We start from the raw sequence: 15537 nt of genomic DNA on the forward strand, positions 1-15537 counted from the left end.
CGGCGCGCGCCGTTCCGCCCGCACCCGGTGCGGACCTCCCAGGACGCGGTGTTCACCGCGGCCCGCTACCTGGAGTGGCTGGGCTTCGACGACCTGGAGCTGACGGAGGCCCAGGAGCGCGACGGGGTCACCCTGCTGGGCAGCCGGATGGTCGCCCAGGTGGACACCTGGACCGAGCCGGCCGACGTGAAGTCGGTCGAGTGCCTGTGGCTGCAGACCCTGCACGCGGAGGAGATGGCCGCCGCGATGTTCACTCTCGCGGGCTATTCGCACCAGGCCACGGTGCGGGGGGAACAGCTGCTGGTGGCCCTGTTCAGCCTGGACCTGGCGGGTGTGCCGCAGCCCGCGAACGGCGCCGCGGAGGCCCTGATGGAGACCGGCTGGACGTCCTGACGCCCGCCCGGGGCCCGTCCCGCCGCCCGCTGATCGTTTAGACGAAAGTCCGTCCGGGCGCAACAACCTCCGCTCGTGATCTGGTGCACAAGCTCGCCCCCGTGTTGAATTGCCGCCACAGCGCGGGCCTGTGGCGCGTCATGCCACGAGTGGGGAGGGGCCCGCTTCCTGCTGGATGGCGCACACAAGGAGGTGGCGTTGTCGGAGCACGGATGGGGCCCTAGTGGCCGGGACGCACGGGGGCCGGCGGCGCCTCCGGAGCCGGGGGACACCGTGTGGCGACTGCGGTCCCGGGCGTGCTGGCGGGAGGCCGCCGACCTGTTACGGCCGGCCGCCGAGCGCGACCCGGCGGCGGCGCTCGTCAGGGCCGAACTGCTGATCGAGCAGTGCCTGTTCACCGCCGCCAACTGGAGCCAGGCCGAACAGGCGCTGCGGCTGGCCGAGGCCGTCGCGGCGACCACCGAGCAGCGCGCGGCGGCGGCCTGCGCCCGGGGTTTCCTGGCGTACGTGGCCAGTGTGCTCGGCGCCCGCGACCGGCTGGACGAGGCACAGGCCGCGCTCGGCCGCACCTCGGCGCTGCTGCCACCGGACGCGCCGGGCCGGCCGCTGCTGGACTTCCGGCGGGGGCTGGTCGCGGAGAACCTGCTGCGCGACCCGACGGCGGCCTGGATCGCCTACCGGCGGGCGCACGAGGGCGCGGGCGAGCGCGGTGACGAACTGCTCCGCTCCTCGACCTGGCGCCACCTGGCCGCGCTGGCGCTCGCCGCCGGGGACCACGAGCGGGCGCGGGAGGGGTTCGACGCCTCGCTGCGGCTGCGCGAGCAGTTGGGCTTCACGGTGGGGGTGGCGCCGGCGCTGGCGGCGCTGGCCGAGGTGTCCGAACCGGCCGAGGCCGCGCGGCTGCGGGCGGAGGCGGCCCGGCTGGTGCAGGCGCTCGGGGGCGTGCCGGTCTGGCTCGCCCGCCAACTGGGCGCGGGCCGCGCGTCGGGCGCTCCTCCCGACGGACACGTCGAGAGGCAGGCCCAAGGGCCGATCAGCTAAGGTGAGCCTAACCTGGCCGGGTCGAGCAGTGACCCGGCCGGGTTCGCCTCGCCGTTCCCGCGCTCCACCCGGCCCCGGCGCGCCGGAGTGCGCGCCCTTCACGCCGGGCGCTGGATTCACCGCCCCGGCGTCCGGCGCCCCGGCGCACACCGAACGCCCCGGGCGCTACCGGGCCGGCCGCCGCCACGTCCACACGGCGCGGATCGAGGCGATGTGCGCCGACCGCCCCCGCGTCGTACGCGGCTGACGGAGGTCGGGGCGGCCTCCGGAATTCCCGCCTCCCCTTTTCCCTATAAATACGACGATGAGACTTATCCCTCGCCAGAAATCCCTCTCCCCGGTGCATTGACAGGAAATCAGTCATTCCCCGCCCGGGCATCCGTCATGATGGTCCCCGCCATCACGACGACGCAGGAAAGCGAGGCTGGTCCAGGCGATGAAATTGTCCGACATACCGCTTGGTTGGGCCATCACCGGCGTTGCGGTGCTGCTGGTCAGCGCACTCCTGGTGGCCCTGGCCCGGAACCGGGGAGCCGCGAGCGGCGGAAAGGCCGCGGATTCCTGGGAGCGGGCCGAGGAACGCCGCCGCCGCAAGGAGTCCCTGTACGGCGGGGCCTCGTACACGCTGCTGTTCTGCTGCGCGGCCGTGGCCGCCGCGCTCTCCTTCCACGGCCTGGTCGGCTTCGGGGTGCAGAACCTCAACCTGTCCGGCGGCTGGGAGTACCTGGTGCCGTTCGGCCTGGACGGCGCGGCGATGTTCTGCTCGGTGCTCGCCGTCCGCGAGGCCAGCCACGGCGACGCGGCGCTCGGCTCCCGGCTGCTGGTCTGGCTGTTCGCCGGGGCCTCGGCCTGGTTCAACTGGGTGCACGCCCCGCGCGGCCTCGGCCACGCCGGCGCGCCGCAGTTCTTCGCGGGGATGTCGCTCTCGGCCGCCGTGCTGTTCGACCGCGCGCTCAAGCAGACCCGCCGGGCCGCGCTGCGCGAGCAGGGGCTCGTCCCCCGTCCGCTGCCTCAGATCCGGATCGTCCGCTGGCTGCGCGCCCCGCGCGAGACCTACGCGGCCTGGTCACTGATGCTGCTGGAGAACGTCCGCACCCTGGACGAGGCGGTCGAGGACGTCCGCGACGACAAGCGCGAGCGGACCAGGGAGAAGGAGCGCCGCAAACTGGCGGGGCGCCGGGAGCGGGCCGAGATCCGGGCGATCAACCGCACCAACAGCGTCTGGCGCCAGCGCGGTGGCGGCGGCGCGTCCCCGCCGGCGGCCCGGCAGCTGGAGTCCGGCCCGGAGTCCGCCATAGCGAGCGCCCCCGACGGCGGGACGGGCGGCCCCGGACCGGAGCGGCCCGCCGTCGAGGGCACCTTCACCCAGCCGGGCCTGCCGGCCAGGCCGGAGCGGCGCACCGTGGACCTCACCACGGAGGACGACACCATGCCGCTGCCCCGGCTGGACGACCTGGAGAAGAAGCTGAAGGACCTGGAGCAGCAGTTCGGCTGACGCCCCGGTAGCCGCTACTCCGCGGGCGTCACGCTGAGCTCGAACCACATCCGCTTGCCCGACCCCCGGGGCTCCACGCCCCAGCCGTCGGCCAGCGCCTCGACCAGCATCAGCCCGCGCCCGGAGGAGGCCTGCTCCCCCGGTGTGCGGCGGGTCGGCCAGAGGTCCGACTCGTCCTCCACCTCGACCCGCAGCCGCGCCCGGCCGCCGTCCGCGGCCGACTCCCGGTAGAGGCGGGCGGTGAACATGGCGTCCCGGTCGGTGTGCCGGATGGCGTTGGTGACCAGCTCGGAGGAGAGCAGTTCGGCGGTGTCGATCAGCTCGGCCACGCCCCAGCGGCGCAGCGCGTCGCGCAGTTCGGCGCGGACCTCGGCGATCCGGGCGAGGTCGGCCTGGCCGATCCGGCGGCGCAGCTGCTGGGCCGCCAGACCGCCCTCGGGGCCGTCCCAGCGCAGCAGGAGCAGCGCTATGTCGTCCTCGCGCTCGCTGGAGTCGGCGGCCTGCGAGGCGATCCGGTCGGCGAGCTCGTCCAGCGGGTCGCGGCCGGTCCCGGCCGGGTCGGCGAGCGGTTCGGAGAGCACCGCGGTGAGCCGGGCGACGCCCTCGTCGAGGTCCATGCCGCGCGCCTCGACCAGGCCGTCGGTGCAGAGCACCACGGTCTCGCCCGGGTCGAGGCTGAACCGGGTGACCCGGTACTCCTCGTCCGGGGCGATGCCGAGCGGCAGCCCGCCGGCCACCGGGACGCTCGCGGCGGTGCCGTCGCCGCGCCGGACCACCGGGTCGAGGTGGCCGGCCCGGACGGCGTAGACGACGCCGTAGTCGACGTTGACCTCGGCGTAGGTGCAGGTGGCGAAGTGGTCGGTGTCGAGGTCGGCGAGGAAGCGGGAGGCCCGGGCCATCACCGCGGCGGGCGGGTGGCCCTCGGCGGCGTAGGCGCGCAGGGCGATCCGCAGCTGGCCCATGATGCCGGCGGCGTGCACGTCATGGCCCTGGACGTCGCCGATCACCAGGCCGACGTGGCCGCCGGGCAGCGGCACCACGTCGTACCAGTCGCCGCCGATCTGCAGGCCGGAGCCGGCCGCCAGGTAGCGGACGGCGGTGGTGACGCCGGGTACGGAGGGCACGGTGCGCGGCAGCATCACGCGCTGCAGGCCGGCCGCCAGCTCGTGCTCGGCGTCGTGCAGCCGGGCCCTGGCCAGGGACTGGGCGACCAGGCCGCCGAGGGTGGAGAGCAGGGTGCGCTCGTCGGCGTCGAGCCGGCGGTCGTCGTCGAAACTGACCACGCAGACGCCGATCGCCCGGCCGCTGGCGACCAGCGGCAGGAAGGCCCAGGAGCTGCGGGTGGTGCGCCGGGCCTGCTCCCAGACGTCGGGGTAGCGCTCGCGGTACTCCTCGCGGCTGGCGCAGAACACCGGGGCGCGGCCCCGCAGCGCCTCGGCGGCGGGGTGGCTCGGCGGCAGCATCGAGCGGTCGTAGCCGGCCAGCTCGTCGGTGCGGTAGCCGGAGGCCCCGAGGATCTGCACCCGGCCGGCCTCGAAGGAGGCGAGCACCAGGCCGTCCGGCGGCAGGCCGGGCAGCGGCAGCTCGGTGAAGACCCGGGCGACGTCGCGCACGGTGACCGCCTCGGAGAGCGCCCGGGCGGCCTCCTTGATGAAGCGGGAGCGCTCCTCGCGCAGCAGGGCGAGCCGGTCGGCGCGGTCGCGCTTGTGCAGTTCGACGGTGGCGTCCCAGACGAAACCGACCATCCGGGAGGCGCGGCCGAAGGCGTCGGCGAGCACCCGGCCGCGGAACCGTACGGCCCGCATGGCGCCGTTCGGGCCGACCGTGCGGTAGTAGGCGCCGCACTGGCCGAGTTCGGCGACGGCGCGCTCGACCCGGCGGCGCACCACGGGGGCGTCCTCGGGGTGGAGCAGGGCCAGGAAGGAGGCGGAGGAGCGGTCGAAGCGGCCCTTCTCGACGGCGTCGAGGCCGACGATGGTGCAGGCGCGCTGGTCGCCCTCCAGGATGTCGCGGCGGATGTCCCAGTCGAAGGAGCCGATGCCGTTGGCGGCCATCGCCGGCTCCAGCCAGTCCGGCGTGGTGTCGCCCTGGGAGGGCGGCAGGCCGCCGGGGAGCATCGGCGCCAGCCGGCCGGCCGCGAGGCCGGGGGCGGTGCGCAGCGAGTGCCGCCGGGCCGCCTGCGCGGGGGGTCTGGCCCGCCCGGAGCCGGTCGTGGACGGACCGGTAGGAAGGGCCGGCCCCGGTGACTCGGACTCTGTGGGCATGCTGCTCCTGCCGCTGCCGTGACGGACCGCGCCGACCGTCCGGACGGGCCGCGTGGCGTATGTGGGTGGTGCTCGACGGTCGCGCGCCGACGGGCGGTCAGTGGTCGAGGTGGTCTTTCCCCGCCGCATCTCGCACGTGGGCACACATTCCCACCATCCTGGCCAATGTTCGGCCGAGCGGCAATGGCAACGGGCCGGAAATCTTGCCTTCCGCCTTCACTTCCCGGCATCGTTCGATAGCGAACAGTGCTCGTACGACAAACGGCGTCAGCCCCGGCCGGAACGGGGCGGCGCGGCCACCCGGAACCCGGGGCCGCGCGGACTCAGGCGCCGACGGTGGCCAGTTCGAACCAGGTGACCTTGCCGTCGCCGCGCAGCTGGACGCCCCAGGAATCGGCGAGCGCCTCGACCAGCAGCAGCCCGCGGCCGGAGGTGGCGTACATGTCCGGGTCGCGGCGCCGGCCGGGCAGCCGGGCCGCGCCGTCGTGGACCTCGACGCGCAGCCGCTGGTCGCCGGTGAGCACGGCGTCGAAGACCGCGCCCTGACCGGTGTGCCGCAGCGCGTTGGTGACCAGTTCGGAGGTGAGCAGTTCGGCGGTGTCGGCCAGCTCGGGCACGCCCCACAGGCCGAGCGCGGCGCGCAGCCGGTGGCGGACCGCACCGACGCCGACCAGGTCGGCGGCCTCCAGCGCCAGGTGGAGCCGGCGATTGAGCGCGCACCCCGGCGCCGGTACGCCCGGCAGGGTGACGCCCGCCGCGCCCACCGCGTTCGCGGGGCCGGCCGCGCCCGCCGGGGCTCCCTGGCTCCCGGTCACCCGGAAGGCTCCCCCCGAACTTGTCCGCTGCCGCGGGAATCGCGATTGACCGTCCATCACCCCTGCCCCCGCCCTCGTTCCTGGCCGCCGGTCCGGATCCCCCGCCGGTCGGTCGGCCCCCTTGGTACTGACCAATCATCCTCATGCCCAGCTTTCGGCATTTGGAACAGCGCCCCGGCGATCACCTGGGGTGAAGGGGGCACGGGGCGCTTCACGTGATCCAACTGCCCGCGACGGACGGGTTTGCGAAGCGTACGGGCGGTTTTCGACCCTCCGGCGCCGCCGTGCCGGGTCCGCCGACGGGCCGATCGGCGCGGGAACGGCAAGGCTGGACAGGGCGGGCGGCTCCGGGTTCAATGGCCGGAGATGTTTGAACGCTGTTCTAAAAACCCTCACCCCCCTCTCCCGGCGACCGCGAGCGAGGAACCGTGCGACTGACCCCCACCGAGCGGGACCGGCTGCTGATCTTCACAGCAGCCGAGCTGGCCCGCGCCCGCCGCGCCCGAGGCGTCCGCCTCAACATCCCCGAGGCGACCGCGCTGATCGCCGACACCGTCTGCGAGGCCGCCCGGGACGGCCGGCGCCTCGCCGAGGCCATCGAGGCCGGCCGCTCGGTGCTCAGCGCCGAGGACGTGCTGCCCGGCGTGCCCGACGTGGTCACCGTGGTCCAGGTCGAGGCGGTCTTCGACGACGGCACCCGCCTCGCCGTGGTCAACGACCCGTTCCGGGGCGCCGGCTCACTCGGCGACGGCGCCCCCGGCGGCGCGCTGCTCGGCGACGGCGCCGGCTACGACCCGGTCGAGGAGAGCGTCGTGGTGCCCGTCCACAACACCTCCGGGGTGCCGATCTCGGTCACCTCGCACTTCCACTTCTTCGAGGCCAACCCGCGCCTGGCCTTCGACCGCGCCGCCGCCTACGGCACCCACCTGGCGATCCCGGCCGGCTCCTCGGTGCGCTTCGACCCGGGCGCCACCGTCGAGGTCGGCCTCGTCCCGATCGGCGGCGCGCGGGTCGCGATCGGCTTCGCCGGCCTGGTCGACGGCCCGCTGGACGCCCCGGGCGCCAAGGAGGCCGCGCTGGCCAAGGCCCGCGCCACCGGCTACCTCACCCACTTCGACGACGCGGAGGTCGAGTCGTGACGTCCATCACCCCCCTCGACTACATCTCCGTGCACGGCCCGCGCGCCGGCGACCGGATCCGGCTCGGCGACTCCGGGCTGATCGTCCGCGTCGAGTCCGACTCGCAGGCGCCGGGCGACGAGTTCCTGGCCGGCTTCGGCAAGACCGCCCGCGACGGCCTGCACCTCAAGCCCGCCGCCGTCCGCGACACCTGCGACGTGGTGATCAGCAACGTCCTGGTGATCGACGCGGTCCAGGGCATCCGCAAGACCTCGATCGGCCTGATCGCCGGCCGGATCGCCTCGATCGGCCGGGCCGGCAACCCCGACACCATGGACGGCGTCGACGTGGTCGTCGGCACCGGGACGACGATCGTCTCCGGCGAGGGCATGATCGCCACCGCCGGCGCCATCGACACCCACGTCCACCTGCTGTCGCCGCGGATCATGGAGGCCTCGCTCGCCTCCGGCGTCACCACGATCATCGGCCAGGAGTTCGGCCCGGTCTGGGGCGTCGGCGTCAACTCGCCGTGGGCGCTGCGGCACGCCTTCAACGCCTTCGACGCCTGGCCGGTCAACATCGGCTTCCTCGGCCGCGGCTCCTCCTCCGACGAGGCCCCGCTGATCGAGGCCCTGGCCGAGGGCGGCGCCTCCGGCTTCAAGGTGCACGAGGACATGGGCGCCCACACCCGCGCCCTGGACACCGCGCTGCGGGTCGCCGAGGAGTACGACGTCCAGGTCGCCCTGCACACCGACGGCCTCAACGAGTGCCTCTCCGTCGAGGACACCCTCAAGGTGCTGGAGGGCCGGACCATCCACGCCTTCCACATCGAGGGCTGCGGCGGCGGCCACGTGCCCAACGTGCTCAAGATGGCGGGCGTGCCGAACGTCATCGGCTCCTCCACCAACCCCACCCTGCCGTTCGGCCGGGACGCGCTGGGCGAGCACTTCGACATGATCGTCTCCGCGCACGACCTCAAGACCGACCTGCCCGGCGACGCCGCGATGGCCCGCGACCGCATCCGGGCCGGCACGATGGGCGCCGAGGACGTGCTGCACGACCTGGGCGTCATCGGCATCACCTCCTCCGACGCCCAGGGCATGGGCCGGGCCGGCGAGACCGTTCGCCGCACCTTCGCCATGGCCGGCAAGATGAAGGCCGAGCTCGGCCCGCTGGACGGCGGCTTCGGCACCGTCGAGAGCGGCGACGACAACGAGCGCGTGCTGCGCTACATCGCCAAGCTCACCATCAACCCCGCCATCGCCCACGGCCTGGCCCACGAGGTCGGCTCGATCGAGATCGGCAAGCTCGCCGACATCGTGCTGTGGCGCCCGGACCACTTCGGCGCCAAGCCGCAGCTGGTCCTCAAGTCCGGCTTCCCCGCCTACGGCGTGGTCGGCGACCCCAACGCCTCCACCGACCGCTGCGAGCCCCTGGTGCTCGGCCCGCAGTTCGGCGCGCACGGCGCCACCGCCGCCGACATCTCGGTCGCCTTCGTCGCCCAGGCCGCCGCCGACGCCGCCTACCTCGACCGCCCCGCCGACGGCCTGCCCACCCGGCGCCGGCGCGTCGGCGTCCGGGGCACCCGCGGCATCGGCCCGCGCGACATGGTGCGCAACGCCCGGACCGGCCGCGTCGAGGTCACCGAGACCGGCCTGGTCTCGCTCGACGGCGCCCCGCTGCGTTCCGAGCCCGCCGAGAGCGTCTCGCTCAGCCGCCTCTACTTCCTCTGACCCTCCCCGCCCCACCGAAGGACGCCGCGATGACCACCGCCACCCCCGCCTCGCTCGGCTACCGGATGCCCGCCGAGTGGCACCCGCACGACCGCACCTGGATGGCCTTCCCGACCGACAACCCGACCTTCGACACGCCGGAGCACCTGCACGCGGCGCGCGAGGCCTGGGCGAACGTCGCCAACACCATCGTCCGGTACGAGCCGGTCACCCTGGTCGTGAACACCGGCGAGACCGCGGAGGCCCGCAAGTACGTCGCCGACGCGGTCGAGATCGTCGAGCGCCCGCTGAACGACGCCTGGATGCGCGACATCGGCCCGACCTTCCTGGTCGACGGCGAGGGCGGGCTGGCCGCCACCGACTGGATCTTCAACGGCTGGGGCGCGCAGTCCTGGGCCCGCTGGGACAAGGACGAGCACGTCGCCGAGCACGTCAGCGAGCTGACCGGGGTCCAGCGGTTCGCCTCCCGGCTCATCAACGAGGGCGGCGGCATCCACGTCGACGGCGAGGGCACCGTGCTCGTCACCGAGACCGTCCAGCTCGGCGAGGGCCGCAACGCCGACTGGACCAAGGAGCAGGTCGAGGCCGAGCTGCACGCCTTCCTCGGCACCACCAAGGCGATCTGGCTGCCGCGCGGGCTCACCCGCGACTACGACGAGTTCGGCACCCGCGGGCACATCGACATCGTCGCCTCCTTCGTCCGCCCCGGCGTCGTCGTCGCCCACGTCCAGCCGGACCCGGCGCACCCCGACCACGAGGTGTGCCAGGAGCTGGTGGCGATCCTGCGGGCCTCCACCGACGCCCAGGGCCGCCGGCTGGAGGTCGTCGAGCTGCCCGCCCCCACCGTCCTGCTGGACGAGGAGGGCGAGCCGGTCGACTACTCGTACATCAACCACTACGTCGCCAACGGCGCCGTGGTGCTGTGCGCCTTCGACGACCCGCGCGACCAGCAGGCCGCCGCCGTCCTGGCCGAGGCCTACCCCGGCCGCACGGTCGAACTGGTCGACGCGCGCGAGATCTTCGCCAACGGCGGCGGCATCCACTGCATCACGCAGCAGCAGCCGAAGGCCTGATTCCTATCGGTGGTACCTCCCCAGGTCGTCGGTGGTGAGTCCGTGGGAACTGTGCATCGCGATCGAGCTGTAGGAGGAGCGGAGGGCCCGCAGCCCGGCCAGCCGCTCCTGCTCGGCCAGCACCCCGTCGAGGTTCTCGGTGGGGCCGCCGGGGCGCCGGTGGAGGTACACCGCCAGGCCGGTCACCAGAACGGCGAGACCGGCGAACAGGGCGATCATCGTGGCCATGGCCACCCCCTGAGGTCGGGAACATCCTGGTCGGTTCGTACCCGCAGGAGCCGGGCCCCGAACCGCCCGACGTCCCGCTCCGTGGCCCGTCCGCCACGGTCGGTATCGTGAAGGCCCCCTTGAGCCCGGAGGAGCAGCACCGATGGCCGACGCCCGCCCGCGCCGACCCGCCCGCCCCCGCGAGGAGGTCTTCGCCACCGCGCGCGCCGCGATCGCCGAGCACGGGCTCGCCAAACTCACCATGGCCGGCCTCGGCAAGCAGCTCCAGATGAGCGCCGGGCACCTGCTCTACTACTTCGGCAGCAAGGACCAGCTGCTGCTGGAGACCCTCCGGTGGAGCGAGGAGCAGCTCGGCGCCCGCCGCCGGGCGATGCTCGCCGACGGCGGCCGCGGCGCGCGGCGGCGGCTGGACGAGTACACCGCGCTCTACCTCCCGGAGGGCCCGGGGGATCCGCGCTGGATCCTCTGGGTCGAGGTGTGGGGGCGCTCCCCCGCCAGCGAGGAGCTGCGGCGGGGGCAGCTGGAGATCGAGGCGCCCTGGCAGGCCGACCTGGTCGCCCTGATCGAGGAGGGCACCGCCACCGCCCGCTTCGCCCCCGGCGACGCCACCGAGCGCGCCATCCAGATCCGCGCCCTCCTGGACGGCCTCGCCGTCCCCCTCGCCCTGGGCCTCCCCGGCGCCGACCGCCCCCGCGCCCGGCACCTCGCCGCCACGGCCTGCGACACCCTCCTCGGCGCCGGGGAGGCGGCCGGCTAGCTGGCTAGGCCTGCGCCGGGTTGCTCTGCAGCTTGCGCCGTTCCCGGCGGTTGGGGTGGCGGACGACCACTCCCCCCATGCCGCCGGACCCGGTCAGCCGGATCAGCGGGGTCCCCGGGAGCCGGTCGGGCGTGGTCCTGTCCTTCAGGCCCCCCATGCCGGGATCCACACCGGCGGCGTCCACGGCCCAGGCGTCGGGGACGACGATCGTGACGCCGGCCATCTCCCCGTACGCCTCCACCGCCACCTCCGTGAAGTGGCACTCGACCCGGGTGAAGTCGATCTTCACGCCCCCGAGGCCCCCGTACGCGATCACCCGGCCGGGCACCTCCCAGCGTCCGGGACCGCACGACGTACCAGCCATGCCGCCCCTGAGGACCAGCGGCTGCCGGCCCTCCACCGGGTTCCGGCTGGGCAGGTCGGCGATCAGGACGGCCAGCTCGCCGTGGGTCTTCGACTTCAGCGCCCGCTCCAGGCGGTCGTCCAGCTCGTCGAGGTCGATGCGCCCCTCGGCCGCCGCGTCGCGCAGGTGCGCCACCACGGCCTCCCGGTCGTCGTGGGAGGCGCGGATGTCACCCGGGGGAACGGGGTTCGGAGAACTCTCCGGAGGCTGGACGGTCATGGCCGTAAGGATAGGTAGCCGGGGGGCTATTCGGTCCAGATGGCGGCCGCGGTGCGGTCGTCGGCGTACCCCTTGGCGCGGACCTGGACCTGGCGGAGGAAGTCCACGGTGCCCGGGGGGTGGGGGTGCGCCCAGTGGGAGGCCAGGAAGTGGGCGACGGCCGGTTCGTCGGTGATCGGGCGGGCCAGGCCCGGGGTGCACAGCAGCAGGATGTCGCCCGGGGTCGCCGGGACCATCCGGAAACGGAACGGGCGCGGGTCCGGCGCCTGGGTCTCCGGGACCGGCGACTGGCCGTCGGGCTGGTGCAGCAGCCGGGCCGCGTAGGCGTCGATCCAGTGGCCGGAGCGCAGCAGGTACAGCCCGCCCGGACCGACGCCGAACGCCGCCCGGTAGCCGGCCTCCGGGTCGAGGGAGAGCAGCAGGCAGTGCAGCGAGGCCGGGGACGGCTCGGCGTCCGGGTCGTCCGGGTCGTCCGGAGCCAGGGCGCGGAGCGGGGCGACGGCGCTTAACGCGAGCCGCTGGAGGCCGTAGCGGAGCCGGTCGCGGGCGCCGTCGCGGAGGTCGGCGGCCAGGCCCTCGCGGCTGCGGCCGACCGCGCCGGCGAGTTGACGGCAGGACTCGGCGGCGGCGGTGGCGACCTGCTCGGCGGCGGGCCCCGCGTGGTCGAGGCCGCCCAGCACCGCGAGCAGCAGGCCGTCCGCCCCCTCGCCGAACCGGGTCACCAGCAGCGAGTCCCGCCGGGGCTCGCCCCGGTAGCGGGCGGAGTCGCCCCGGACGGAGACCGCCCGCAGCGTGGTGGCGGCGTACTGGGCGCCCTCCAGCACGGTGTCGGGGACGACGCCGCCCAGCGAACCGGGGTCGGCCTCGGGTACGGCGGTCGGCTCGGGACCGTAGGTGGGCGGCCGCTCGCCGACGTGCGGCACGGCGGGCGCGTCCTCGCCCCGCCCGGGCCGGGGAGCCGGGCGCGGCGCTGGTGCCTCGGCGGCGGGCTCGGGCTCGGGCTCGGGCTCGACGACGGGCTCCGGCTCGGGCTCGACGACGGGCTCGGGTTCGGGTTCGGGCGCCGGCTCGACGGCGGGTGCGGGCTCGACGGCGACCGGCTCGGGCCCGGGTTCGGGCTCCGGCCGGGCCCCGGCCCCGGGCTTGGCGCGCGGTTCCGGCACCCGGGCGTCCGCCGCCCAGAAGGGGGCGGGGAAGCGGTGGGTCTCGTCGGCGGCCGGGGGCTGCGGGGCGATCACGCCGACGGCGGTGTCGAACCAGTCGTCGATGCTGTCCCGCTCCAGCAGTTCCTCCCCGGGAGCCGCAGGAGGCACGGGGGCCTCGGGGGCCTCGGGGACCGCGAGGGCCTCAGAAGCCTCGCGGCCGTCAGGTGCCGAAGCCGCCTCAGGTGCCCCGGACGCCTCGGCCTCCCCGGGCGCGCTCCGCTGCTGCCCGATGAGCCCGGCCGCCGTCTCGAACCAGTCGTCGACGCTGCCCTCCCCCGGATCGGCGTCCGGGGTGTCGGGGAGGGTGCCGGCCGGGCCCGCGTAGACCGTGTCCCACCAGCCGTCGTCCGGCCGGTGCTGCTGCTGCGCGGGTGCACCCTGCTTGGTCATCTGGCGGCTCCTGGTCGCTGGCTCGACGTCATTGTCCCCAAGCGCAACGGCCCTGTCCGGGTTTCGATGACAACCGCGCGCACATCGGCCGATATCGATCACCGGGTTCTCCGCCCGTTTCGTTTCCGTTCCTCCCGCAGTCGACCGAACCGCCCCGACGAGGGCGTTTCCGGGGTATTCCGGCCGTTCCCGCGAGGAAAATGAGGGCCTGGGAGAGGGATCGCTTCACTCGTTCGGCTGATTAAATGTGCGCATGACCGCGTCGGCCCCCAGCTACCCCCGACCGGGGAGGGCCGCACCCGTGGTCCGCCCGGTGGGTGCGCTGTGGATCCTGCTGCTGGTCGGACTGCTCACGGCGCTGCCCTGCACGGCACACGCCAAGGCGGTCACGGCCGAGCGGACCGGCCTCCCGGTGACCGTCCCGGCGGGTCCCCCGGCCGGGCCTGCGGTCGACGCCACCGGGGTCGGCGCCACTTCGGCCGACACCGCCACCGGAGCCCCGGCCCACCTCCGCGGCGACGCCGCCACCGGTCCGGCCACCGCGCCGCAGACCCTCGGCGACCGGATCCGCTCGGAGAGCCACCGGCACTGGACCTGGTGCTCGGTCGACGGCGACCCGCCGCACCGCAACAACGGCTGCTCCAGCCACCCGTACTGCGCCCAGGACGCCCAGCTCCCCAACCCGCCGCCGCACCCGCAACCCGTGGCGGCGACCCTGACGGAGGCCCCCGAGGCACTGCCCCGGGTGGTGCCCGCCGGGCTGCTGGTCGGCCCGCACCCCGCGCCCGACCTGCACGAACTCCAAGTACACCGGTCCTGAGCGGAACCCGCCGCCGGCCCCGGCCCCTCCCCGCCGACCAGCGCGTCGCCGGGCGGGCGGGACCGACGGATCCGCCCCTTCCCGCCACTTCTTTCAGACCGCCGCGCCAGATGCGCGGTGGGGACAAGGACACCACATGGGTTCCGCCTCCAAGCAGACGCAGTCGAACAAGTCGCAGGGCAACAAGCCCAGCGCCAAGCAGGCGAGCAACGACCGCCGCGCCCGGATCGCCGAGCTGCGCGCCGCCGAGCAGCGCCGCGACCGCCGCAACAAGATCCTTGCCGGTTCGGTCGCCGGCGTGCTGGTGATCGCGGCGATAGCCACCGGCACCTGGATCGTGGTCGACGCCAACAAGGACAAGAAGGCCAAGGAGGCCGCCGCGGCGGCCCCGATCGACGGCGTGCAGACCTTCGGCGACCTGAGCCGCAACCACGTCAAGGAGAAGGTCACCTACCCGCAGACCCCGCCGGTCGGCGGCGACCACAACGCGATCTGGCTGGACTGCATGGGCACCGTCTACGACCAGCCGGTCGAGAACGAGCGCGCCGTCCACTCGCTGGAGCACGGCGCGGTCTGGGTGACCTACAACGGCAAGGCCACCCCGGACGACATCAAGACCCTCTCGGAGAAGGTCAAGGCCACCCCGTACTCGCTGATGAGCCCGTACCCGGACGAGCAGGGCACCATCACCCTGAACGCCTGGTCGACCCAGCTCACCGTGGACAGCGCCAGCGACCCGCGGGTGAACCAGTTCTTCACCAAGTACGTCCAGGGCAAGCAGACCCAGGAGCCGGGCGCCTCCTGCACGATGGGGGCGATGTGACCGCCACCGAGGAGAGCGCCGAGCCCGCGGAGGACGTGGCGGCGACGGACCGCGCGGCCTCGCGCCGGCGGATCTGGTGGCCGGCCGCGCTGGCCGCCGCGCTCGCCCTCGCGCTCGGCGTGCCGGCCCTGGTGGCGGGCGGGACGTCCGCCTCCGGGACCTCCTCGGTCAGCGCGCCGGCGGACGACTCGCCGGAGGCCGGGTTCGCCCGCGACATGTCGACCCACCACCAGCAGGCGGTGGACCTGTCGTTCATCGTCCGCGACCGGACCTCGGACGAGTCGACCCGCACCCTGGCCTTCGACATCATCAACACCCAGGCCAACCAGCGCGGCATGATGATGGGCTGGCTCGACCAGTGGGGGCTCACCCAGCACTCCCCGGCCAAGCCGATGGCCTGGATGTCGATGGGCGGCCACGGCCACGGCGCCGACTACCAGGCGCACGACGGCTCGCTGATGCCCGGCATGGCCACCAACACGCAGCTCGCCAAGCTCCGTTCGCTGAGCGGGCGGGACGCCGAGGTGTTCTACCTGCAGCTGATGCTGGAGCACCACAAGGGCGGCGTGGAGATGGCCCAGGGCTATGTCGACATGGCGGACAACGCGACCGAGAAGCGGCTCGCCCAGTCGATGGTGGCCGGCCAGACCTCGGAGATCGGCCTGATCACCGACATGCTGCAGGAGCGCGGCGCCGCCCCCGGCGTGCCCGCCTCCTGAAGCGCGCGACCCCGCACGGCGAACTCACGGCCGGGGCGGTG

Annotated in this window: 14 protein-coding genes and 1 pseudogene; 10 read left to right on the forward strand and 5 right to left on the reverse strand. The window is 74.5% G+C overall.

Annotation, left to right across the window (positions count from 1 at the left end; translation table 11 throughout):
- From ABD308_RS17705 to ABD308_RS17715, 3 genes and pseudogenes are all read left to right on the forward strand, one after another.
- Window positions 1–393 (forward strand): annotated as a pseudogene (locus ABD308_RS17705) (hypothetical protein); the annotation flags it as partial.
- 273 nt (window positions 394–666) lie between these two features.
- Complete coding sequence (locus ABD308_RS17710; RefSeq protein WP_344335467.1) at window positions 667–1434, forward strand: hypothetical protein; 768 nt, start codon at window positions 667–669, stop codon at window positions 1432–1434.
- Window positions 1435–1870: 436 nt separating this feature from the next.
- On the forward strand, window positions 1871–2929 hold the full coding sequence (locus ABD308_RS17715) for a DUF2637 domain-containing protein (protein WP_344335470.1): 1059 nt from the start codon (window positions 1871–1873) through the stop codon (window positions 2927–2929).
- A gap of 14 nt (window positions 2930–2943) precedes the next feature.
- On the opposite strand, the gene ABD308_RS17720 is transcribed toward ABD308_RS17715, so the two are convergent.
- A complete protein-coding gene (locus ABD308_RS17720; protein WP_344335473.1) occupies window positions 2944–5193 on the reverse strand; it encodes an ATP-binding SpoIIE family protein phosphatase in 2250 nt (749 codons plus the stop codon).
- A gap of 323 nt (window positions 5194–5516) precedes the next feature.
- On the reverse strand, window positions 5517–6008 hold the full coding sequence (locus tag ABD308_RS17725) for an ATP-binding protein (RefSeq protein WP_344335476.1): 492 nt from the start codon (window positions 6006–6008) through the stop codon (window positions 5517–5519).
- Between the two features lie 428 nt (window positions 6009–6436).
- Here ABD308_RS17725 and ABD308_RS17730 point away from each other — a divergent pair, with 428 nt between their 5' ends.
- Genes ABD308_RS17730 through ABD308_RS17740 form a run of 3 tightly spaced genes read left to right on the forward strand, consistent with a single transcriptional unit; the run spans window position 6437 to window position 9932 of the window.
- Window positions 6437–7147 carry an urease subunit gamma gene (locus tag ABD308_RS17730; RefSeq protein WP_344335477.1) on the forward strand — a complete coding sequence of 237 codons (711 nt, stop codon included), beginning with the start codon at window positions 6437–6439 and terminating at the stop codon, window positions 7145–7147.
- Window positions 7144–8859, forward strand: a complete 1716-nt coding sequence (locus ABD308_RS17735; RefSeq protein WP_425554789.1) for an urease subunit alpha — start codon at window positions 7144–7146, stop codon at window positions 8857–8859. The genes ABD308_RS17730 and ABD308_RS17735 overlap by 4 nt, the downstream gene beginning before the upstream one ends.
- Window positions 8860–8888: 29 nt before the next feature.
- A complete protein-coding gene (locus ABD308_RS17740) occupies window positions 8889–9932 on the forward strand; it encodes an agmatine deiminase family protein (protein ID WP_344335480.1) in 1044 nt (347 codons plus the stop codon).
- Window positions 9933–9935: 3 nt separating this feature from the next.
- Here the strand turns inward: ABD308_RS17740 and ABD308_RS17745 are convergent, their stop codons facing one another.
- On the reverse strand, window positions 9936–10160 hold the full coding sequence (locus ABD308_RS17745) for a hypothetical protein (RefSeq protein ID WP_344335483.1): 225 nt from the start codon (window positions 10158–10160) through the stop codon (window positions 9936–9938).
- A 142-nt stretch (window positions 10161–10302) separates the two neighbouring features.
- Between ABD308_RS17745 and ABD308_RS17750 the strand changes: the two genes are divergently transcribed.
- Window positions 10303–10917: a TetR family transcriptional regulator C-terminal domain-containing protein gene (locus ABD308_RS17750; RefSeq protein ID WP_344335486.1), complete on the forward strand. Its 615-nt coding sequence runs from the start codon at window positions 10303–10305 to the stop codon at window positions 10915–10917.
- A gap of 4 nt (window positions 10918–10921) precedes the next feature.
- Here ABD308_RS17750 and ABD308_RS17755 read toward each other — a convergent pair whose 3' ends face one another.
- Both ABD308_RS17755 and ABD308_RS17760 read right to left on the reverse strand, forming a co-directional pair.
- Window positions 10922–11539 (reverse strand): DUF1707 SHOCT-like domain-containing protein, encoded by a 618-nt coding sequence (locus ABD308_RS17755; protein ID WP_344335489.1) that lies wholly within the window; start codon window positions 11537–11539, stop codon window positions 10922–10924.
- A 26-nt stretch (window positions 11540–11565) separates the two neighbouring features.
- Entirely contained in the window at window positions 11566–13134 is a 1569-nt protein-coding gene (locus ABD308_RS17760) for a PP2C family serine/threonine-protein phosphatase (protein WP_344335492.1), read from the reverse strand.
- Between the two features lie 253 nt (window positions 13135–13387).
- On the opposite strand from ABD308_RS17760, the gene ABD308_RS17765 reads away from it, so the two are divergent.
- The 3 genes from ABD308_RS17765 (at window position 13388) to ABD308_RS17775 (ending at window position 15496) form a co-directional block, all read left to right on the forward strand.
- A complete protein-coding gene (locus ABD308_RS17765) occupies window positions 13388–13954 on the forward strand; it encodes a hypothetical protein (protein WP_344335495.1) in 567 nt (188 codons plus the stop codon).
- 136 nt (window positions 13955–14090) lie between these two features.
- A complete protein-coding gene (locus tag ABD308_RS17770; RefSeq protein ID WP_344335498.1) occupies window positions 14091–14777 on the forward strand; it encodes a thioredoxin-like domain-containing protein in 687 nt (228 codons plus the stop codon).
- Window positions 14774–15496: a DUF305 domain-containing protein gene (locus ABD308_RS17775; protein WP_425554790.1), complete on the forward strand. Its 723-nt coding sequence runs from the start codon at window positions 14774–14776 to the stop codon at window positions 15494–15496. The genes ABD308_RS17770 and ABD308_RS17775 overlap by 4 nt, the downstream gene beginning before the upstream one ends.
- Window positions 15497–15537 lie beyond the last annotated feature (41 nt).

Source organism: Kitasatospora putterlickiae, assembly GCF_039527695.1.
Taxonomy (GTDB): Bacteria; Actinomycetota; Actinomycetes; order Streptomycetales; family Streptomycetaceae; genus Kitasatospora; species Kitasatospora putterlickiae.